Below are 20,773 nucleotides of genomic sequence, written 5' to 3'. Positions count from 1 at the left end.
GAGCGGGCGGGGCTCGGGGAGCGGGCGGGGCTCAGGAGGCGGTGACGCGGACGTCGGTGAGGACCGGCGCGTCGTCGCGGTCCGCGGACGTCGCCGTCAGCTGATGGCCGTCGCCGGTGTCCCAGATGCGCAGCCGCAGGGTCTCGCCGGGGAAGAACACCCCCGAGAAACGGGTGCGCAGGTGTGTGACGCGGGTGGCGTCCCCGCCGAGCAGGTGGTCGGTGACGGCCTTGACCGCGATGCCGAAGGTGCACAGTCCGTGCAGGATCGGGCGGTCGTAGCCGGCCGCGCGGGCGGTGCCGGGGTCGGCGTGCAGCGGGTTGAAGTCCCCGGTGAGCCGGTAGAGCAGGGCCTGCTGACGGAGCGTGGGAATCTCCAGCAGCAGGTCGGGCTCCCGGTCCGGGGCGGGGAGGCGGTCGGAGGGACCGCGGTCGCCGCCGAAGCCGCCCTCGCCGCGGACGAAGATGTGGTTGCGCTGGGTGATGAGCGGCTCGCCGTCCTCGCCGAGGAGGGTGGACTCCTGGACGATGACGGCGGCCTTGCCCTTGTCGTACACGGCCGGGACCCGGGTGAGCGTCGTCCCCCGGGCGGCGGCCGGCAGCGGGCGGTGCACGGTGATCTCCTGGCCTCCGTGCAGCACGGAGGCCAGGTCGATGTCCACGCCTGGCTGGTCGAAGACCTGGAAGCCCACTCCCCCGGTGCCGCCGGCGACCACACCGAAGGTGGGCAGCACCCGCAGCCCCTGCGCGTGGCGCTCGTACACGTACCGCAGTTCGGCCGGGTCGGTCTCCCGGGCGCCCGCGCCGAGCGCCAGGTGGTACAGGCGCACGTCGCGGTCGTCCCAGGAGGCGTCGGCGCGGACGGGCGGCGCGGACGTCGCCTTGTCGACGTCGATCGGCATCAGAAGGCTCCCGCGGCGTAGGTGCTGCGGAAGTACAGCAGCGGGCGGCCGTCCTCGCGGGCGTCGAGTCCGACCACCCGGCCGGTGACGATGTAGTGGTCACCGGCCTCGTGCACGGCGTGCAGGTCGCACTCCACGACGGCCAGGGCGCCGTCGATGCGGACCGTGCCGTGCTCGCCGATGCTCCAGGGCACTCCCGTGAACTTCTCCGGGCCGCTGCGTCCCAGGGCCGCGCAGATCTCCCGCTGGTCCTCGGCGAGGATGGTGACGGAGAAGCGGCCGGCCCGCTCGATCCGCGGCCAGCTCGTCGACGACCTGCCGACGGCGAGCATGACCAGCGGCGGGTCGAGCGAGAGCGAGGCGAAGGACTGGCAGGCGAACCCGACCGGTTCGCCCCCGTCGAGAGCGGCGACCACCGTGATGCCGCTGGCGAAGCGGCCGAGGACGTCCCGGAAGTCGGCCGCTTCGATACGGGGGCCGGTCAGCCGTTCCACTGGTGGCCCCAGAAGCTGTCGGCGGTGATCTCCTTGGCCACCCACTTCGCCGGGTCGACGACCAGACCGTCCCAGCCGTACTCGACCTGGAAGCCTCCCGGGGCCTGGGCGTAGAACGAGACCATGTGGTCGTTGGTGTGCCGGCCGAGGCTGGAGGCGATCGGGATGCCGGCGGCGTTCATGCGGTCCAGGCCCCGGCCGACGTCGTCAAGGGTCTCCAGCTCCACCATGAAGTGCACGATGCCGGGGGGCAGCGCGCCGGGGTACAGGCCCAGGCTGTGGTGGCGGGCGTTGGGGCTCAGGAAGTGCATCCAGTGGAAGTCCCGCTGCTCGGTGGCGGTCGGGACGGCCTGCGGGGGCAGCTTCATCGAGTCGCGCAGCTGGAAGCCGAGCAGGTTCTCGTAGAAGTCGAGCGCGGCCTCGATGTCCGGCACCGGCAGCACGACGTGGCCGAGGCCGAGGTCGCCGGTGACGAACCGGTTGCCGTACGGCGTGCCGAGCGGGGCGTGGTCCATCGCCTGGCCCCAGTAGATCTCCAGCGGGTTGCCCGCCGGGTCGCTGACGTGGATCAGGCCCTGCACCCGGCGCTCGGCGAGTTCGGTGGCGTCGGCCGGCTTGACGGCGACACCGGCCGCCTCCAGCTCCTCGGTGGCCCGCGCCAGCGCGGCGGCGTTCGCCACCTCCCAGCCGGCCGCCAGCAGCCGGTCCGAGGAGCCCGCCTGGACGACGATGCGGTACGCGCGGTCGTCGATGCGCAGGCAGAGGGTGTCCTCGGTGGTGCCGGAGGCCTCCACCATGCCGAGGACGTCGAGCGTGTAGGTACGCCACTCGGCGAGCTTGGTGGTCTCCAGGCGCAGATAACCGAGAGCACGGATGTCCATGGCGGAACACCTCTTTCGTCAGGGGGTGGTGGCCGTCCGACGGGGTCGGGCCGGCCGGGGTGCCCGGTGGGAGAACCGGGTTGCTCGGCGGGAGAGCCGGGGTGGTCAGTGGGAGAAGAAGTCCAGGGCGAGGCGGTTGAACTCGTCCGCCTGCTCGGTCTGGGCCCAGTGGCCGCAGTGCGGGAAGACGTGCAGACGCGCGTCCGGGATGGTCTTGAGGGCGACCAGCGCGCCGTCGAGCGGGTTGACGCGGTCCTCGCGGCCCCAGGTGAGCAGCACGGGCTGGGTGATCCGGTGCGCCTCGCGCCAGAGCATCGTGTCCGCGGCCCAGGCGGGGTTGGCGAAGGAGGCCCCCATACGGGCGCTGCCCAGGCGGTTGTCGGGGTCGGTGGCCGACGCCCAGCGGTCCTCGACGAGTTCGTCGGTGACGATGGACTGGTCGTACGCCATCACACCGAGGAAGGCGCGCAGTTGCTCCTTCGTCGGCTCGGGCGCGGAGTTGAACTCGAAGAGCCGCTTGATGCCCTCGGTCGGGTCCGGCGCGAACAGGTTGACGGAGACCCCGCCGGGGCCCATCAGCAGCAGCTTGGCGGCCTTGTCCGGGTGGTTCAGGGCCAGGCGGACGGCGGTGCCGCCGCCGAGCGAGTTGCCGAGCAAGTGGGCCCGCTCGATGCCGAGTTCGTCCATCAGGGCGGCGACGGCGTTCGCGCTGTAGGTGAAGTAGTCCCTGTCGAGCTCCGGCTTGTCCGAGTGGCCGAAGCAGGGCTGGTCCACCAGCAGGGTGCGGAAGTGCTCCGCGAACACGGGCAGGTTGCGGCCGAAGTTGGACCAGGCGGAGGCGCCGGGGCCGCCGCCGTGCAGCATGATCACGACCGGGGCGTCCGCGGGGCCCGCCTCGTGGTAGTGCAGGGTGAGCCCCGCCGCCTTCGCGGTGCGGGAGGTCGATGCGTGGGTGAGCTGTGTCATCTGGCGCCGCCTCTCAGGCCATGGAGTCTTGGATGTCCATACCGAGCACGCACTGCCCGAACATCACCAGCGCCCGCTCCGGGTCGTTGGCGGCGTGGCCGCGGCCCGTGTGGACGTCGCGCCAGGCGCGCTGGACGGGGTTCGGGCCGGTGCGCATGGCGTTGCCGCCCGCGTTCTCCATCAGCAGATCGAGCGCGCCGACCGCGCGTTCGGTGGCGAGGACCTGGTCCCGGCGGGTGCGGGTGCGCAGGGCCATCGGCAACTCCTCGCCCCGCTCGGCGAGTTCGTACATCGCGCCGATGTTGCGGGTCAGCTGGAGCCAGCTCGCGTCGATGTCGCTGGCGGCGCGGGCGATGCGGACCTGGGCGAAGGGGTCCTCGACGACCTTCTGCCCGTAGGAGACGCGGAACCGCTGCCGGATCGTCTCGATGGAGGACTCCAGAGCGCCCTCGGCGATGCCGACGATCGGGCTGGAGATGGTGGTGGTGAACACGCCGGCGTACGGCAGCCGGTACAGCGGCTCGGGGTTGAGCTGGTGTCCGGGCACGTCGAGGGCGGTGACGGGACCGAAGCTCAGGGCACGGTGGTCGGGGACGAAGACGTCCTCGACGACGATGTCGTTGCTGCCGGTGCCGCGCAGGCCGACGGTGTCCCACACTTCGTCGATGCGGTACTCGGAGCGCGGGATCAAGAACGTCCGCATGTCCACCGGGCGGCCCTCGTCGTCGGTGACGAGCGCGCCGAGCAGGACCCAACCGGCGTGGTCGCAGCCGGAGGAGAAGTGCCAGCGGCCGGAGATCGTGAAGCCGCCGTCGACGGCGGTGACCTTGCCGGTCGGGGCGTAGGAGGAGGCGATGCGGGTCTTGGGGTCCTCGCCCCACACCTCCTGCTGGGCCCGCGGGTCGAACAGGGCGACGTGCCACGGGTGGACGCCGACCACGGAGGCGACCCAGCCGGTGGAACCGCACGCCTTGGCGATCTCCTTGACGGCGGTGTAGAAGACCAGCGGATCGGCCGCCCGGCCGCCGAAGGCCTTGGGCTGGAGAAGTTGGAAGAAGCCGGTGTCCTCCAGTTCCTTGACGGAGGTCTCGGGCACACGGCGCAGGGTCTCGGCCTCGGCCGCGCGCTCGCGCAGGGCTGGAACGAGGTCACGGACCGCTGCCAGCACGTCTTCGGCCATGAACATCCCCTTTCGGGTGGTCGTGGTGGCGGAAGTGGCAGGACCGTACGCCGCGGTGTTCCGGAACGACATAGGTGGCTCCCACTGAGCGGGAAGCGACGGCGGCACGCCGCTTTCCCGGTCACCGGGAGCCATGGCGTGTGGCCCGCGCCGCGGCGGTCCTACGCTCCTGCCGGCATTCCCGCGGCAAGACGCGCGAAGGCGCGAGACGACGCAAGAGACGCGCGAGAGACGCGGGAGAGACGGCGCGAGGAGAGGGGACGACGCAGTGAGACCGTACGCAGCGGCGGACATCGGCACCTGGGACCTCACCGCGGACGTGGTGATCGCCGGATACGGGGTGGCCGGAGCCGCGGCAGCCGTGGAGGCGGCGCGGGCCGGGGCCGAGGTACTCGTACTGGAGCGGGCCGGCGGCTGGGGCGGCGCGGCGGCCCTGGCCGGCGGCTTCGTGTACCTGGGCGGCGGCACCGCCCTGCAACGCGCCTGCGGGTTCGAGGACTCGCCGGAGGCGATGGCCGCGTTCCTGATGGCGGCGATGGGGCCGGGAGCCGACGCGGCCAAGGTCACCGACTACTGCGAGGGCAGCGTCGCGCACTTCGACTGGCTGGTCGGGTGCGGCGTGCCGTTCAACCCGGTCTTCTACGGCGATCCCGCGTGGGAACCCGCAGGTGACGAGGGCCTGATGTACTCGGGCGGGGAGAACGCGGCCCCGTTCGACGAGATCGCCGCGCCCGCGCCCCGCGGGCATCTGCCGCGGATGGAGAACAAGCGCACCGGTGAGCGCGGCGGCGGATACATGCTCATGAAGCCCTTGGTGGACACCGCCGAACGGCTCGGTGTCAAGGCCCACTACGGGATGCGGATCGAGCGGCTGGTCGTCGAACGGGACGGCACGGTCCGCGGGGTCGTCGCCCGCAGCTACGGGGAGCGGGTCACCGTGCGGGCCCGGCGCGGCGTGGTGCTCGCCACCGGCAGCTTCACCTACAACGACGAGATGCTGGCGGCCCACGCCCCGCTGCTGTCGGGCCGGCCGGGCGCGGCCGTCGAGGAGCACGACGGCATCGCGGTCAAGCTGGCGCAGGCGCTCGGCGCGGGCGTCGCGCACATGGACGCCTGCGAGGTGGCCCTGCCCATGGACCCGCAGTACTCGATCCGCGGCATCCTGGTCAACGGCCGCGGCCAGCGCTTCGTCAACGAGGACACCTACCCCGGCCGGCTCGGTCACGCCGCCCTCTTCCAGCAGGACAACCAGGCGTTCCTCGTCCTCGACGAGGAGGGGTTCGAGGAGGCCGGACGGGTCTCCGCCGCACCCGAGTTCATGCGGATGCGCCCGGCCTGGGTGTGCGAGACGGCGGCCGAGCTGGGGGCGGCGATGGGGCTGCCGCCCGGTGCCCTGGAGTCGACGCTCGACGTCTACAACCGGCACGCCGAGGACGGCCGGGACCCGCTGCTGCGCAAGGCCGCCCGCTGGGTGCGCCCGCTGCGCGGCCCGCTGGGCGCGGTGGACCTGCGCGGCATGACCTCGGGCTTCGCCCTCGGCGGCCTCACCACCAGTGCGGACGCCGAGGTGCTGCACGTCGACGGCGCCCCGGTCCCCGGCCTCTACGCGGCCGGCCGGGCCACCGCGGGCATCGCCGCCTGGGGCTACGCGAGCGGCATCTCCCTGGGCGACGGCAGCTTCTACGGCCGCAGAGCGGGCGGCGCGGCGGCACGGAACCGCTGAGTGCGCGTCCGAAAGGCCCGGACCACCCCGAACCGCTGAGCGCGGGAGGGGGCGGTCCGGGCCTTCGGTGTTCGGTGTTCGGTGTTCGGTGTTCGGTGTTCGTCAGTCCTGGCCGACGAGGTCGGTGGCGGCGAGGTGGCCGAAGACCATGGCGGAGCCGATCGGTGCGCCGGGGCCCGGGTAGGTGGGGCCGGAGGACGAGGCGCTGGTGTTGCCCGCCGCGTAGAGGCCGGGGATCGGTGTGCCGTCCTCGCGCAGCACCCGGGCCCTGGTGTCGATCCGTACGCCGCCCTTGGTGCCCAGGTCCCCGAGGACGATCCGCACGGCGTGGTACGGGCCCTGCTCGATCGGCACCAGGCAGGGGTTGGGGCCCTCGGACTGGGCGAAGAAGAGGTCGTACGGGTCCTCGCCGCGGTGGAAGTCGGCGTCCGTGCCCTCGGCCGCGTAGCCGTTGAACGTCCGCACGGTCTCGCCCAGCGCCGTGGCGTCGACGCCGATGCGTTCGGCGAGGCCGCCGAGGGAGTCCGCGGTGTGCCAGGCGCCCGCCTCGGTGAAGGTCTCGCGGTCGGCGGGGACGACGGTGATGCCCGGGAGTTCGTCGCCGAAACGGCCGTCGAAGATCCACCAGACCGGCGAGTCGGGGGTGGTGCCCGCCTTCGCGGCGAGCATCTGGCGGCCCATCTGGTCGTACGGCAGCGACTCGTTGGCGAACCGGCGGCCGGTGCCGTCGACGAAGATGCCGCCGTGCAGGCCGAGCGTGAAGGCGGCCGAGCCGTCCGGGAAGCGCAGCGAAGGGCACCACCAGGCCTGGTCGAGCAGCGCGGTGGCCGCTCCTGCCTCGACGGCGGCGAGCAGCGCCTGACCGGTGTTGCCGCCGGGCGCGCCCATCGTCCAGTCGGCGCCGTCGAGGCCCTGCCACTCGCGGCGCAGCTCGGCGTTGGCCTCGAAGCCGCCGGCCGCGAGCAGGACGCCACGGCGGGCGCGGATCCGCAGGACGCGGCCCTCGTGCTCGGCCTCGGCGCCGACCACCCGGCCGTCCTCGGTGATCAGCCGGGTCAGCGCGGTGTCGCGCTGGGTGCGGGCGTTCCCGGTGGACTCCAGGGCGAGGAGCAATCGGCCGATGAGCGCACGGCCGTCGGTCAACGGCCCTTCGGGCACCGGCAGTTGGAGTCGCTCGGCCCAGGCCGGGGGACGGACCGCGTCCAGCAGCGGGTGCGCCTCGTCGGGGGCGGGCAGGTCCACCGGGAAGACGGCGCGACCGGCGTCGAACCGGCCGGGCGCCGCGTAGTAGTCGGGGAACGGCCGGTACTCGAAGCGCAGATGCGGGCTCTCTTCGAGGTACGCGACGGTCTCCCCCGCGTTGTCGATGTAGGCGTCCTGCAGTTCGTGCGGGGTGGTGTCGCCGACCACCGCGCGGAAGTAGGCCCGGCCGAGGTCGGCGGAGTCCGTGAGCCCGCCACGTTCCTGGGCGGGGTTGCCGGGCAGCCACAGGGCGGCGCCGGCGTAGGCGGTGGTACCGCCGAAGTACCGGGTCTTCTCGATGACCAGGGTGTCCAGGCCGCGGGCCGCCGCGCCGTACGCGCCGGTGAGTGCGCCGCCGCCCGAGCCCACGACCAGCACGTCGCACGTCTGGTCCCAGCTGTCTCGCGTGTTCGCCATCTCAACCTCGGATGTGGTGGAGTGCGGATGGGTCATGCACCGTCAGGAGCGCTGGAAGTATTCGCGCGGCGGGGGGACGGCGGCCATCGCCGCCTCCCGATGAGTGGGAATCCCCCGCCGCGGTCACGGATCTCGACGGAGATCTACGGATCTCAACGGATCTCTAGGGTTCTCCACCGTGCTCTGCCGCGCTCTGCCGCGCTCTGCCGCCGGCCGGGATCGTCAGGGGGTTCGCCCGTCCCTGGCGGCGCGCCGCAGCTCTCCCTTGAGGATCTTTCCGCCGGCGTTGCGCGGCAGCGCCGGTACGGCGTGGAAGCGGCGCGGGACCTTGAAGTTGGCCAGGCGTTCGCGGGCCCAGGAGGTCAGCTCCGCCGGGTCGGGGTCCGTTCCCGGCGCGGGGGTGTAGAAGGCGACGCCGACCTCGCCGAGGCGGTCGTCGGGGGCGCCGACGACCGCGACGTCGGCGATCTGCTCGTGGCCGCGCAGGACGTGCTCCACCTCCGCCGGATAGGCGTTGAAGCCGCCGACGATGTACATGTCCTTGAGCCGGTCGGTGATGGACAGGTAGCCGCGCTCGTCGAGCACGCCGATGTCCCCGGTGTGCAGCCAGCCGTCCGCGTCGATCGTCCGCCCGGTCGCCTCCGGATCGTCGAGGTAGCCGCGCATCACGTTGTAGCCGCGCACGAGCACCTCGCCCCGTTCGCCGGGCGGCAGCGGTACGCCGTCGGGTCCCGCGACCCGGATCTCGGTGCCGGGCAGCGCCGGACCGGCGGTGGTCGCCACCGACTCGGCGTCCGCGTCGGGCGGGCAGATGGAGGCCACGCCGGTCGACTCGGTGAGGCCGTAGGCGTTGAACACGTCGGCTATGCCCATCTCCTCGCGGAGCCGTTCGATCATCCTCGTGTCGACACCGCTGCCGCCCGCGCCGGCGAGGCGCAGCCCCGAGAGGTCGTACTCGCCGCGCCGCGGGTGGTCCAGCAGGCTGTGGAAGACGGTGGGCGTGGCCATCAGCACGCTCACCCGTTCCTTCGCCAGCAGGGGCAGGATCCGCTCCAGGTCGAAGACCTGCTCGGGGATCATCGTGACGCCCCGCAGCAGGCAGGCGACGACGCCGGCCTTGTAGCCGAAGACGTGGAAGAACGGGTTGACCAGCAGATAGCGGTCCCCGGAGCGCAGGGTGACCACGCGGGACCACTCCCGAAAGACGCGCAGGGTCTGGTCGTGTGTGGTCATCACGCCCTTGGAGCGCCCGGTGGTGCCGGAGGTGAAGAGGATGTCGGCGAGGTCGCCGGGGCGGACGGCGGCGGCACGGGCGGCCCGTTCGGAATCCGGCACACCCTCGCCGGCCTCCAGGTAGTCCGCCCAGCTCAGCGTCCCCTCCGCGGCCTCGCCGCGCAGCACCACGGTGCCGGTCAGCTTGCCGAGGTCCTCGCCCGAGTCGCGGAGCATCTCCACGTAGTCGATGCCGAGGAAGCCGCGCTCGGTGAACAGCAGCCGGGCGCCGCTGCGCCGGATGAGGTCGGCTGCCTCGGCCGCCTTGTACCGGGTGTTGAGCGGCACGAGGACGGCTCCGACGGACACCGCGCCGAGCACGGCGGCGATCCAGTACCGGGTGTTGGGCGCCCATACGGCCACCCGGTCGCCGGGGCCCACACCCTGCGCGAGGGCGGCGCGCGCGGCAGCGTGGACCTCGTCGCGCAGCCGGGAGAAGGTCCAGCGGACCTCACCGTCGACGAGCGCCTCCTGCGGGCCGTACGCCTGCGCGGCGAAGTCGGCGAGTTGCGCGAGGCTGGCGGGGGCGGGGGCCTGGGCCTGCGCACCCGCCTGGCCGTTGAACACGGTGGTCATGGGTCTGTCCGCTCCTAGGTCGGAGGTGGCTGATCGAGCAGGGGTGGCTGATTGAGCAGAGGTGAGTGCGGGATCCGGGGGCTGTGCGATCGAGGGTGGCTGGGTGGGCGGCGCCGGGTGTGGGGCGCGGAGCGGGCGGCGCCAGGTGTGGGGCGCGGAGTGGGCGGCGCCGGGTGTGGAGCGCGGAGTGGGCGGCGCCGGGTGGGCGGCGCGCTGTGCCCGGGACGGGACGGCGGGAGGGATGCGCGGGCGCCGCAGGTCCCTCACCCGCAGCCCCACCCGTCACCTGCCACCTGCCACCCACCACCCACCACCCGGTCCATTCGCCCACCCGGTCCATTCGCCCACCGCGCGGAGCGAGGTCTCACCGTCGTCGGCGAGCGGTCACAGCATGGGGTCCTGGATGTCGATGCCGAGCGCGTCCTTGCCGAAGAGGACCAGGGCTCGTTCCACGTCGTTGGCGGCCTGACCGCGGCCGGCGTGCACGTCCCGCCAGGCGCGCTGCAGGACGCTGCTGCCGTCCCTGCGCATCGGGCTGCCGCCGGCGTTCTCCATCAGCAGGTCCACGGCGTTGATCGCGCGCTCGGTGGCGAGCACCTGGTCCCGGCGCGTCCGTGCCCGCAGGGACATGGGGATCTCCCCGCCCCGCCGGGCCACGGCGAACAGGTCCTCGATGTTGCGCGCCAGCTGGAGCCGGCCGGCGTCGATGTCACTGGCGGCGCGGGCGATGCGCACCTGGGCGAAGGGGTCCTCGGCGGCCTTCTGCCCGTAGGAGACGCGGAACCGCTCGCGGGTGGTCCCGACGTACGACGCGTAGCCGCCCTCGGCGACGGCGACGACGGCGGTCGAGATGGCGGTGGTGAACACCGCGGCGTACGGCATCCGGTAGAGCGGCTCGGTGTTGGCCGCGTGGCCGGGACACTCCAGCGCGGCCATGGGGCCGTAGCCGAGGGTGCGGTACCCGGGGACGAAGGCGTCGTCGACGACGATGTCGTTGCTGCCGGTGCCGCGCAGGCCGACGGTGTCCCACACGTCGTCGACGCGGTAGTCGCGGCGGGGCACGAGGAAGGTCACCATGTCCACGGGCCGGCCCTCGCCGTCCGTGACGAGGCCGCCGAGCAGGGCCCACCCGGCGTGGTCGCAGCCGGCGGAGAAACGCCAGCGGCCGGAGAGCCGGAAGCCGCCGGCCACGGAGGTGACCTGTCCGGTCGGCGCGTAGGAGGAGGCGATACGGGCACCGGGATGCTCGCCCCACACCTCCTGCTGCGCGCGCGGGTCGAACAGCGCCACGTGCCAGGGGTGGACGCCCATCACCGAGGCGACCCAGCCGGTGGAGCCGCAGGCCGTGGCAATCTCCGTGAGGGCCGTGTAGAAGACGGCCGGATCGGCGGCGAGGCCGCCGAACGCCCGGGGCTGCAGCAGCCGGAAGAAGCCGCTCTCGGCGAGTTCCTTCACCGTGCCGTCGGGCAGGCGGCGCAGCTCCTCGGTCTCGGCCGCACGCTCGCGCAGGGCGGGTGCGAGGTCGCGGACCGCCGCGAGCACGTCGTCGTCACGCATGCGCATCCCTCTCAGGTGCTGGGGTCGTCGTGGGTGACGCATCGGAACCTACGCGTTACTGTTTCGAAAAGGAATACCTCTTCCCAGCAGACGGGATCCGCTGGCAACCTCCCGGCAACACCGGATGTACGGCCGCGGCCCGGGGTTCGTCGGCTGTCCGAGTAGGAGGTGAGGCGCCGTGACGACGCAGACTGTCGAGGCCGGGTACCCGCCGCTGTCCCTTCTGGAGAAGGCGGCGAAGGTGCTGGTCGCGTTCCAGAGCGCCCAGCCCCGGCTCACCCTGACCGAGGTCGTGGAGCGCTCGGGGCTCGCCCGTTCCTCAGCGCATCGCATCCTGGACCAGCTGGTGCAGCTGCGCTGGCTGGAGCGCGAGGGCCGCGACTACCGGCTGGGCATGGGCATGCTGGAGCTGGGGGCGCTGGCCGCGCACCACAACCGGCTGCGGCGGGCTGCGCTGCCCCATCTGTACGCGCTGCACGAGTCCACCGGTCACCTGGTGCACCTCACGGTGCTCGACGGCGCCGAGGTGGTCTACCTGGAGCGGATCGGCGGGGCGGACGACTCCGGGGTGCCGTCCCGGGTGGGCGGGCGGCAGCCGGCGCACTGCACGGCGGCGGGCAAGGCGATCCTGGCGTTCAGCGACACCTCGGTGGTGGAGCAGGTGATCCGGCACGGGCTGCGCCCGCGTACGCCGCGCACCATCACGCATCCCGAGTCGCTCCGTGGTGAGCTGGCGATGGTGCGGGAGCGCGGAGTCGCCTTCGACCGCGAGGAGGTGTACCGGGGGGTGTCCTGTGTGGCCGCCCCGCTGCGCGGCGCGGGCCGGGCCGTCGCCTCGATCTCGGTGTGCGGCAACGGCACCCACCGGGAGCTGGAGCGGATCGCGCCCGCCGTGCTCGCCTGTACGCGGTCGGTGTGGCAGTCGATGTTCGGCCCCGGACGGCACACGAAGGCGCCCGCCACCAGGACGCAGACGGCCCCGGCGGTGCCCGCGCCCGGAGTGCCGCAGCCGGTGATGGACAACATGGTGTCCTGGCTGCGCTTCAGCCAGTGGATGTGAAGCGGTAGCTGTGAACCAGTAGATGTGAGGAGCCCCGGGGAACGCGGTAGCGGCGTGCGAGCGCGCCCCGGGAGGGGACGCGCTCACACGCCGGTGCAGGTGTGCTGGGGTGGTCAGATGCGGTTGTGCCGGGGTGGTCAGATACGGTTATGCCGGAGTCGTCAGATGCGGTCGCCGCGCAGGACGGCGTCCGCGCCGCCGTCGGCGAAGACGACCTGGCCGGTGACATGGGTGTTCTCGGGCGAGGTCAGCCACGCGACCAGCGGGGCGAGCTGCTCGGGGCGGGCGTGCCCGTGCAGCGGCATCGGCACGGCCTGTTCGACGAGCGCGCGCATCTCGGGGTCGTCGAGCAGGGGCAGGGTCATGGGCGTCAGGATGACGCCGGGGCCCACGGCGTTGAGCGGGATGCCGGCCCCGGCCCAGGCGTCGGTGATCGCCGCGCGGCGGACCCAGCGGGAGACCGCCGCCTTGGAGGACGAGTAGACGAGGTGCCCCTCGCCCCGCTCGACGACGACCCGGGAGGCGGCCACCGCCGCCTCCTCGTCGCCCGCGAGCGCGGCGGCCACGATCGCGGGGTCGGTCGGGTGCACGGCGTCGATCGAGCCGATGACCAGGGCGCGCGGGTCGGTTCCGGCGGCCAGCAGCGGGCGCAGGCCCTCCAGCGTGGCGACGGCGCCGAAGTAGTTGACCCTGACGGTCAGGGGGTCGGGGTGGGCGATGCCCGCGCAGGCGACGACGGCGTCGAGGCGGCCGCCGGTGATCTCACGGGCGCGTGTGGCGAGTTCGGCCCGGCCTTCGGCGGTGGCCAGGTCGGCGCAGATGTCGCTGTCCTTGAGGTCGGCCCCGATGACGGTGTGTCCCCGCGCGCGCAGGGAGTCGGCGGTGGCCTTTCCGATGCCGGAGGCCGCTCCGGTGATCAGGTACGTACGGGACATGGTCGGGTCCTTCGGTGACGGGGTGGTCAGGAGTAGGTGATCTCGACCTGGTCCGTGAGGGGCACGGACTGGCAGGCCAGGACGTAGCCCTCGGCGACGTCCTGTTCGTCCAGGACGTCGTTGCGGAGCATCTTCACCTCGCCGGTCACGACCCGGCAGGTGCAGGCGCTGCAGGCGCCCTCCCGGCAGGAGTACGGGGCGTCCACGCCCGCGGCCAGGAGGACGTCGAGCAGGGGTGTCCGCGACGGCCAGCGGACCGTGTGGGTCTCGCCGTCGAGTTCCACCCGGGCCGTGCTGCCGTCCTCCCCGTCCGCCGTCTCCACGGCGGGCGGTGCGTCGAAGACGTCCGCGCCGAGGGAGAAGAACCGCTCGCGGTGGATCCGGTCGCCCGGTGCGCCGAGCGCGCGCAGCGCCTGCTCGGCCGCGTCCATCATCGGCTGCGGGCCGCAGAGGAAGGCCTCCCGGCCGGCGGCGTACGGCGCGAACGCGGCGGTCAGCCGGTCCGCGAGGGGCAGGCCCTGGAGCGACTCCAGCCAGTGGATCACCACCAGCCGGTCCGGGAAGTCCTGGGCCAGCGCCCGCAGTTCGTCACGGAAGATGACCGAGGCCTCGTCGCGGTTGGCGTAGAGGAGTACGAGCCGGCCCTGCCCCGTCACCAGGGCCGACTTCGCGATCGACAGCACGGGGGTGATGCCGCTGCCGCCCGCGACGAGCAGCAGGTCGCGGTCGAGGGACTGCGGGGTGAAGGTGCCCGCCGGGGGCAGCACCTCCACCTCGTCCCCGGCCGCGAGGTGGTCGCACACCCAGTTGGAGCCGTATCCGCCGGCCACCCGCTTGACGGTGACCTTCATCGGCTCGCCGGTGTGCGGTGAGCTGGCCAGCGAGTAGCAGCGGGCGACCGCGCTCCCGTCCGTCCCGGGCAGTTTCAGGGTGAGGAACTGCCCGGGGCGGTAGTCGAAACGGTCCGTGCTCCCCTCCGGTGCCTGGAGCACCAGGGAGTGCGCGTCGGCCGTCTCCGCGATCACCTCGGTGACGCGCAGCCGGCGAGTACGCGACGACCCTGGCGTCGGCCCGGACGTCGACCCGGACGTGGACCCTGACGCCGGCCCGGACCTCGGCCCTGACGTGGCCCCTGGCGTCGGCCCGGACGTCGGCTCAGGCATCGGAGACCTCCAGCCTGCCCTCCTCGACCGCGAGGTCGATGCTGTCGCGGAGCCCCTGGCAGGTCCGGATGCGGGCGGTGTTGCCGCCCTGGGGCACCCGGTCGCGGAACTCCGCGCAGACGACGACCGCTTCCGCGGTCCACTGCACGGACGTGTGGGCCATGCTGAACTTCTCGCACAGGACCTGGTTGCCGCAGGTCGCGCACTCCACCGGCTGCATGTCAGGCTCCGGTCTCCGTCGCCGCCGACCGCTCGGCCTTCAGGCGTTCGAGGTTCTGCGCGACCTCGGCCTTCCAGGACTCGTTGGCCCGGCTGGTGTCGAGCTCGAACTCGAACCGGCGTGTCATCTCGTCCTTGACGTCCTCGGCGTCCACGTAGAACTGCTCGTACCAGCGCCGCAGTTGGTAGACCGGACCGTCCTCCTCGGTCAGCAGGGGGTTGTCGATCCGGGTCTTGTTCTTCCAGATCTCCACGTCCTGCTCGAAGCCGGTCTCCAGGCCCTCGGCGGTGAGGCGGGCGGCCTCCGCCGCCGCCTCGTCCGACATGCCGGGCAGCTTCTTGACGATCGCCCCGTACTGGAGCACGAAGCTGTTCTCGTCGATCGGGTAATGGCAGTTGATCAGCACCATCTCCATCTCGACGCCCTCGGCGACCGGCGAGTAGAGGTAGTCGATCATGTACGAGGGGCCGTAGTACGAGGCGTCGGAGCGCAGCGGGCTGCTGAGGGTGCCCAGGTTCATGTCCGGACGCGGGTCGCTGTGCATGTACTGGGTGGCGACGTGTCCCTCGAAGACGTTCTTGAAGTACGTCGGGAAGGAGTAGTGGACGTAGTAGAAGTGCGCCATGTCCACGACGTTGTCGACGATCTCGCGGCAGTTGGAGCCCTCGACGCGCAGGGTCTTCCAGGTCCAGTCGCTCCACTCGTCGCTGTGGGCGCCCTCGATCCGCGGGATGGTGACGTCCGCCGGCGGGGGGTTGCCCTGCGGGTCGTGCCAGACGAACAGCTGCCCGTTCTCCTCCAGGGTGGTCCAGGCACGGGTGCGGGCCCGCGGGGGGACGCGGCGCGCGTAGGGGATGCCGGAGCAGCGGCCGTTGCCGGCCCAGCGCCAGTCGTGGAACGGGCAGGCGACGCTGTCGCCCTTGACGCTGCCGTGGGCGAGGTTGCCGCCCATGTGCGGGCAGTAGGCGTTCAGGACGTGCAACTGCCCGTCGTCCTCGCCCTGGAAGACCACCAGCTTGGTGCCGAAGGCCTCGATCTCGTGCGGCTGTCCGTCCTTGAAGGTGTCGGCCAGCCCCAGGCAGTGCCAGCCCCGGGCGAAGCGCGCCGGCGGCTTGCCCGCCTCGATGACCCGGACCTCTTCATTGAGTGCGGTCATCTGTTCCTCCTGTGCAGTGCGGCTCTGTGAGGGATACGACGTGAGGGATACGACGTGGGAGATACGGCGTGGGGGATACGGCGTGGGGGATACGGCGTGGGGGATACGGCTCACCGCTGGGCGGCGAGTTCCACGGCGATGTCGATGAGTTGGTCCTCCTGACCGCCGACCAGGCGGCGTTCGCCCGCGCGCAGCAGGATCTCGGCGCCGGAGACGCCGTAGCGCTCGGCCTGCCGGTAGGCGTGCTTCAGGAAGCTGGAGTAGACGCCGGCATGCCCCATGAGCAGGGCGAGCCGGTCGAGTCGGCACTCGTCCTCCATCACCGGGCGGACCACGTCCTCCGCCGCGTCGATGATCTTCAGGACGTCGATGCCGGTGCGGATGCCCATCTTGGCGCAGACGGCGACCAGCGCCTCGACGGCGGTGTTGCCGGCGCCCGCGCCGAGGCGGCGGGTGGAGCCGTCGATCTGCAGGGCGCCCGCCTTGATGGCGGCGATGGAGTTCCCTGTCCCGAGGGCGAGGTTCTCGTGCCCGTGGAAGCCGACCTGGGCGTCGCCGCCGAGTTCGGCGACCAGGGCCTGGACGCGGTCGGTGACGTCGTCCATGACCATGGCGCCTGCCGAGTCGACGACGTACACGCACTGGCAGCCCGCGTCGGCCATGACGCGGCCCTGCGCGGCGAGCTTCTCGGGGGTCGTCGAGTGGGCCATCATCAGGAAGCCCACGGTCTCCAGGCCCATCTCGCGGGCGAGTCCGAAGTGCTGGACGGCGATGTCGGCCTCGGTGCAGTGCGTGGCGATGCGGCACACGCTCGCGCCGTTGTCCCGCGCCTGCCGGATGTCGTCCTTCACACCCAGGCCGGGCAGCATCAGGAACGCGATCTTCGCCTGGCGCGCGGTCTCCACCGCGATCGTGATCAGGTCCTGCTCGGGGGTCTTCGAGAAGCCGTAGTTGAACGACGAGCCGCCGAGGCCGTCGCCGTGCGTCACCTCGATCACCGGCACGCCGGCGTCGTCCAGGGCCGCGACGACGGAGCGTACGTCCTCGGCCGTGAACTGGTGCCGGGTGGCGTGCGAGCCGTCGCGCAGCGAGGAGTCGGTGATGCGGATGTCGAGAGTTTCCGAGTACGCGGTGTTGGGCATGGCAAGCGGCTCCTTACGCGCCCGGGGCGAGGAGCGCCTTGGCGAACTCCTCACCGACCTTGGTGGCGGCGGCGGTCATGATGTCGAGGTTTCCGGCGTACGGCGGCAGGTAGTCGCCCGCGCCCTCGACCTCCAGGAAGATCGCGACGCGTGCCATGCCGCCGTTCTCGGGGCGCGGTTCGTCGTACTGCGGCTCGCTGCGCAGCCGGTAGCCGGGCACGTACGTGGCGACCTGCTCGGCGACCTCCTTGACGGACTGGGTGATCGCGGCGCGGTCGGCGTCCTCGGGGATGGCGCAGAAGACGGTGTCGCGCATGATGACGGGCGGGTCGGCGGGGTTGAGGATGATGATCGCCTTGCCGCGTGCGGCGCCGCCGATGGTCTCGATGCCGCGGGAGGTGGTGCGGGTGAACTCGTCGATGTTCGCGCGGGTTCCGGGTCCCGCGGAGACGGAGGCCACCGAGGCGACGATCTCCGCGTAGGCCACCGGGACGACGCGGGAGACGGCGTACACCATGGGGATGGTGGCCTGCCCGCCGCAGGTGATCATGTTGACGTTGGGCTTGTCGAGGTGCTCGCGCAGGTTGGCGGGCGGCACGACGGCGGGGCCGACGGCGGCCGGGGTCAAGTCCACTGCCTTGATGCCGAGTTCCGCGTAGCGCGGGGCGTTGGCCCGGTGGACGTAGGCGGAGGTGGCCTCGAAGACGATGTCGGGGAGTTCGTCCTGGCCGAGCAGCCACTCGACACCCTCGTGGCTCGCCTCCAGACCGGCCGCGCGGGCACGGGCGAGGCCCTCGCTGTCGGGGTCGACGCCGATCATCCAGCGTGGTTCCACGAGTTCGGAGCGCCGCAGCTTGTACAGCAGGTCGGTGCCTATGTTGCCGGATCCGACGATCGCGGCGCTCGCCTTGGTCTTGGTCTTGGTGGGCGTCATTTCCTTGAATCACCTCAGCTGAACGAGAGGGAGACCGAGCCCAGCCCGGTGAACTCCGCGGTGAAGGTGGCTCCCGCCGCCACGTCGACGGCCCGGGTGCAGGAGCCGGGCAGCACCACGTGCCCCTTCTTCAGGGGCACGCCGAAGCGGGCCACGGTCCGGGCGAGCCAGGCGACGGAGACGGCCGGGTCGCCGAGCACGGCGTCGCTGCGGCCCTCGGCCAGCAGTTCGCCGCCGCTGGTCAGCCGCGCGTCGATCGCCTTCAGGTCCAGCCCGCGCACGTCCCGGCCCTCGCCGATGACGTATCCGGCGGAGGACGCGTTGTCCGCGATGGTGTCGGCGATCGAGATCCGCCAGTCGCGGATCCTGCTGTCGATCAACTCCAGTGCGGGGACGACGCGTTCGGTGGCGGCGAGGACGTCCGCCGGCGTGCAGCCCGCACCCGGCAGGTCGTCGCCGAGGACGAAGCCGACCTCGACCTCGATGCGCGGGTAGCAGTAGCGGGCGGCGGGCACCGGGCGGTCGGCGCTCAGTTCCATGTCGTCGAGCAGGTGGCCGTAGTCCGGCTCGTCCACGCCCATCATCTGCTGCATGACCGGGGAGGACAGACCGACCTTGTGGCCGCGCACCTCGGCCCCGGCGTCGGTCCGCTGCCGGATGTTGAGCAGCTGGATCTCGTACGCGTCCTCGGTGCCGATCGCCGGGAAGGTCTCGGTCAGCGGGACGACCGGGGTACGGCCGAGCTCGGCGCGGCGCAGGATCTGAGCCGCCTGGTGCCTCTGGAAGTCCGTGAGCATGGGGGTCCTCTGCGGGGCGTTGGGCTGTTCCGGGAGGCTAAGCAGGAGGGGCCGGGGGCGGGGAGCGCGATTTCCCGCTGACCGGGAAAGCCACGGGGGCGCTCCGCTGTCCGAGCAGGTCCACCTCCGATCGCGCGCAGTGCTCGGCCTTTGGGGAGCCTGCCGAGAAATCCGCGAATCGGCTGGTCAGGCCACGAGTACGAGGCCTTCACGGCGCTCGCGGCACGGGAAGGCCGGGCCTGTGCCTGGGGGCTCGGGGGCCCGGAGGCTCGGGGACCCGGAGGCCCCGGAGGACCAGAGGACCCGGAGGACCAGAGGACCCGGAGCCCCGGGGGCCCGGAGGACCAGAGGACCGGAGGACCAGAGGACCCGGAGGACCAGAGGACCCGGAGCCCCGGGGGCTCGGGGGGCCGGGGGGCCGGAGACCCGGGGGCCCGGAGACCCCGGAGACCCGGGGGCCCGGAGACCCGGGGGGCCGGGGGGCCGGAGACCCGGGGGGCCAGAGACCCGGGGGGCCGGGGGGCCGGAGGCCCGGGAGCCCGGGGGGCCGGGGGGCCGGAGGCCCGGGAGCCCGGGGGGCCGGGGGGCCGGAGGCCCGGGAGCCCGGGGGGCCGGGGGGCCGGGGGCCCGGGGGGCCGGGGGCCCGGGGGGTGGCTCGGCGCACCGTGCCTGCGGTGGGCAGGGACGGCGGCGGCAGGCGCCGCGGCATGGAACTCGCCTCCAGTGAACGGCAGTTGAGGCAGCGCGGTAAGCCGCACGTCAGCTTTCGGAGCCGCTCGCGCACCTTGGGCGAGCATGCCGGCGTACAGGCTCGCCCGGTACGGCGGCACCGGGGGCGCACACGGCTCCGGCCCCAGGACCTCCCTGCACTGCTCGGCATGCAACTTCACCACGCCGGGCAGCCGGGAGGGCACGTCACCGCGCCCCGTAAACCGGCTGACGCGGCAGCCGCACGTCAGCTTCCGGGGCCGCCGGCGCGGGTTGGGCGACCGTGCCGGGGTCGGCGGTCACCGGCAGGAGGACGGTCCCGATGCCGACGTGCGAGCCTGCCCGGTACGGCGGCACCGTGCGCAGGGTTCCGGACCCAGTACCTCCCCGCGCTGGGCACGCGGTTTCACCGCGCCGGGCGGCCGGGAGAGCGCTTCACCGCGCCCCGTACACCGGCTGCGGGGTCTCCGACTCGGCGAGCAGTTTCAGTGTCATCTCGCCCGCCTCCGCGGGTGTCCAGCGGGCACCCCTGTCGGCGGTCGGGCCGGGCCGCCAGCCCTCCATGACGGTGATCCGGCCGGCCTCGGCCTCGAAGACCCGCCCGGTGACCCCGGCGCTCGCGGCGGACCCCAGCCAGACGACGAGCGGGGAGACGTTCTCCGGGGCCATGGCGTCGAAGGCGCCGTCCTCGGGGGCGGCCATGGTGTCGGCGAAGGTCTGCTCGGTCATCCGGGTGCGGGCTGCCGGGGCGATGGCGTTGACCTGGACGCCGTAGCGGGCGGCCTCGGCGGCGGCCACGAGGGTCAGGCCGACGATGCCGGCCTTGGCGGCGGAGTAGTTGCCCTGGCCGACGCTGCCCAGCAGCCCCGCCCCGGAACTGGTGTTGATCACGCGGGCCTCGGGCGTGCGCCCGGCCTTCGCCTCGGCGCGCCAGTGCGCGCAGGCATGCTTGAGCGGCAGGAAGTGGCCCTTCAGGTGGACGCGCATGACGGCGTCCCAGTCGTCCTCGTCGAGGTTGACGAGCATGCGGTCGCGCAGGAACCCGGCGTTGTTGACGAGGGTGTCGAGGCGGCCGAAGGCGTCCAGGGCGGTGGCGACGAGCGAGGCGGCGCCCTCGGAGGTGGCGATGTCGCCGCCGTGGGCCACCGCCTCGCCGCCGAGCGCGCGGATCTCGTCGACGACCTGCTGGGCCGGTCCCACCGCCGCGCCCGTGCCGTCGAGGCCGACGCCGAGGTCGTTGACGACGACGCTGGCCCCCTCGGCGGCGAAGGCGAGGGCGTGGGCGCGGCCGAGTCCGCGGCCCGCGCCGGTGACGACGGCGACGCGTCCGGTGCACAGTCCGGTCATGGGTGGTGTCCCTAAGAATGTGAGGCGGTCCGGGAGGACCGGGTGTGGCTGATGGGTGGTTGCCCTAGATGGCTCGGAAGGAATGGCCGCCCGGTCCTCCGG

General features: G+C 72.8%; 18 protein-coding genes. 2 read left to right on the top strand and 16 right to left on the bottom strand.

Annotated elements, in window-relative coordinates; translation table 11 throughout:
* Positions 1–31 precede the first annotated feature (31 nt).
* The 5 genes from ACGFYV_RS23065 to hsaA (ACGFYV_RS23045) form a co-directional block, all read right to left on the bottom strand.
* Positions 32–901: a MaoC/PaaZ C-terminal domain-containing protein gene (locus ACGFYV_RS23065; RefSeq protein ID WP_393880313.1), complete on the bottom strand. Its 870-nt coding sequence runs from the start codon at positions 899–901 to the stop codon at positions 32–34.
* Positions 901–1,395, bottom strand: coding sequence for a flavin reductase family protein (locus tag ACGFYV_RS23060; protein ID WP_393880312.1), 495 nt, complete (start codon positions 1,393–1,395; stop codon positions 901–903). Before ACGFYV_RS23060 ends, ACGFYV_RS23065 begins: the two co-directional genes overlap by 1 nt.
* Positions 1,383–2,276 (bottom strand): VOC family protein, encoded by an 894-nt coding sequence (locus ACGFYV_RS23055; RefSeq protein WP_393880311.1) that lies wholly within the window; start codon positions 2,274–2,276, stop codon positions 1,383–1,385. The genes ACGFYV_RS23060 and ACGFYV_RS23055 overlap by 13 nt, the downstream gene beginning before the upstream one ends.
* Before the next feature lie 105 nt (positions 2,277–2,381).
* A complete protein-coding gene (hsaD, locus tag ACGFYV_RS23050) occupies positions 2,382–3,242 on the bottom strand; it encodes a 4,5:9,10-diseco-3-hydroxy-5,9,17-trioxoandrosta-1(10),2-diene-4-oate hydrolase (RefSeq protein WP_393880310.1) in 861 nt (286 codons plus the stop codon).
* A gap of 13 nt (positions 3,243–3,255) precedes the next feature.
* A complete protein-coding gene (gene hsaA / locus ACGFYV_RS23045) occupies positions 3,256–4,422 on the bottom strand; it encodes a 3-hydroxy-9,10-secoandrosta-1,3,5(10)-triene-9,17-dione monooxygenase oxygenase subunit (protein ID WP_393880309.1) in 1,167 nt (388 codons plus the stop codon).
* A gap of 268 nt (positions 4,423–4,690) precedes the next feature.
* Between hsaA (ACGFYV_RS23045) and ACGFYV_RS23040 the strand changes: the two genes are divergently transcribed.
* Positions 4,691–6,145 carry an FAD-dependent oxidoreductase gene (locus ACGFYV_RS23040; protein WP_393880308.1) on the top strand — a complete coding sequence of 485 codons (1,455 nt, stop codon included), beginning with the start codon at positions 4,691–4,693 and terminating at the stop codon, positions 6,143–6,145.
* Positions 6,146–6,247: 102 nt separating this feature from the next.
* On the opposite strand, the gene ACGFYV_RS23035 is transcribed toward ACGFYV_RS23040, so the two are convergent.
* The 3 genes from ACGFYV_RS23035 to hsaA (ACGFYV_RS23025) all read right to left on the bottom strand — a co-directional run bounded on the left by ACGFYV_RS23035 (position 6,248) and on the right by hsaA (ACGFYV_RS23025) (position 11,209).
* Positions 6,248–7,804, bottom strand: coding sequence for an FAD-dependent oxidoreductase (locus tag ACGFYV_RS23035; protein ID WP_393880307.1), 1,557 nt, complete (start codon positions 7,802–7,804; stop codon positions 6,248–6,250).
* Positions 7,805–8,026: 222 nt separating this feature from the next.
* On the bottom strand, positions 8,027–9,652 hold the full coding sequence (locus tag ACGFYV_RS23030; RefSeq protein WP_393880306.1) for a FadD3 family acyl-CoA ligase: 1,626 nt from the start codon (positions 9,650–9,652) through the stop codon (positions 8,027–8,029).
* A gap of 384 nt (positions 9,653–10,036) precedes the next feature.
* The gene (gene hsaA, locus ACGFYV_RS23025; protein ID WP_393880305.1) at positions 10,037–11,209 is read right to left on the bottom strand and encodes a 3-hydroxy-9,10-secoandrosta-1,3,5(10)-triene-9,17-dione monooxygenase oxygenase subunit; all 1,173 of its coding nucleotides are present in this window, start codon (positions 11,207–11,209) and stop codon (positions 10,037–10,039) included.
* Positions 11,210–11,387: 178 nt separating this feature from the next.
* Between hsaA (ACGFYV_RS23025) and ACGFYV_RS23020 the strand changes: the two genes are divergently transcribed.
* Positions 11,388–12,269: an IclR family transcriptional regulator gene (locus ACGFYV_RS23020; protein ID WP_393880304.1), complete on the top strand. Its 882-nt coding sequence runs from the start codon at positions 11,388–11,390 to the stop codon at positions 12,267–12,269.
* Positions 12,270–12,430: 161 nt separating this feature from the next.
* Here ACGFYV_RS23020 and ACGFYV_RS23015 read toward each other — a convergent pair whose 3' ends face one another.
* From ACGFYV_RS23015 to ACGFYV_RS22980, 8 genes are all read right to left on the bottom strand, one after another.
* Complete coding sequence (locus tag ACGFYV_RS23015; RefSeq protein WP_393880303.1) at positions 12,431–13,204, bottom strand: SDR family oxidoreductase; 774 nt, start codon at positions 13,202–13,204, stop codon at positions 12,431–12,433.
* A 26-nt stretch (positions 13,205–13,230) separates the two neighbouring features.
* Positions 13,231–14,229 (bottom strand): 2Fe-2S iron-sulfur cluster-binding protein, encoded by a 999-nt coding sequence (locus tag ACGFYV_RS23010; protein WP_393880302.1) that lies wholly within the window; start codon positions 14,227–14,229, stop codon positions 13,231–13,233.
* A gap of 130 nt (positions 14,230–14,359) precedes the next feature.
* On the bottom strand, positions 14,360–14,587 hold the full coding sequence (locus tag ACGFYV_RS23005) for a hypothetical protein (RefSeq protein ID WP_393880301.1): 228 nt from the start codon (positions 14,585–14,587) through the stop codon (positions 14,360–14,362).
* Between the two features lies 1 nt (position 14,588).
* Complete coding sequence (locus ACGFYV_RS23000; protein WP_393880300.1) at positions 14,589–15,743, bottom strand: Rieske 2Fe-2S domain-containing protein; 1,155 nt, start codon at positions 15,741–15,743, stop codon at positions 14,589–14,591.
* A 110-nt stretch (positions 15,744–15,853) separates the two neighbouring features.
* On the bottom strand, positions 15,854–16,885 hold the full coding sequence (dmpG, locus tag ACGFYV_RS22995; RefSeq protein ID WP_393880299.1) for a 4-hydroxy-2-oxovalerate aldolase: 1,032 nt from the start codon (positions 16,883–16,885) through the stop codon (positions 15,854–15,856).
* A gap of 13 nt (positions 16,886–16,898) precedes the next feature.
* Positions 16,899–17,819 carry an acetaldehyde dehydrogenase (acetylating) gene (locus ACGFYV_RS22990; protein ID WP_393880298.1) on the bottom strand — a complete coding sequence of 307 codons (921 nt, stop codon included), beginning with the start codon at positions 17,817–17,819 and terminating at the stop codon, positions 16,899–16,901.
* 14 nt (positions 17,820–17,833) lie between these two features.
* Complete coding sequence (locus ACGFYV_RS22985) at positions 17,834–18,616, bottom strand: 2-keto-4-pentenoate hydratase (protein WP_393880297.1); 783 nt, start codon at positions 18,614–18,616, stop codon at positions 17,834–17,836.
* A gap of 1,143 nt (positions 18,617–19,759) precedes the next feature.
* Positions 19,760–20,671, bottom strand: coding sequence for an SDR family oxidoreductase (locus ACGFYV_RS22980; RefSeq protein ID WP_393880296.1), 912 nt, complete (start codon positions 20,669–20,671; stop codon positions 19,760–19,762).
* Positions 20,672–20,773: the final 102 nt, after the last annotated feature.

The organism is Streptomyces sp. NPDC048297, from assembly GCF_043201585.1.
GTDB lineage: Bacteria > Actinomycetota > Actinomycetes > Streptomycetales > Streptomycetaceae > Streptomyces.
The sequence above is the reverse complement of the archived record's forward strand: the minus strand, read 5'-3'. Positions and strand labels throughout refer to the sequence as shown.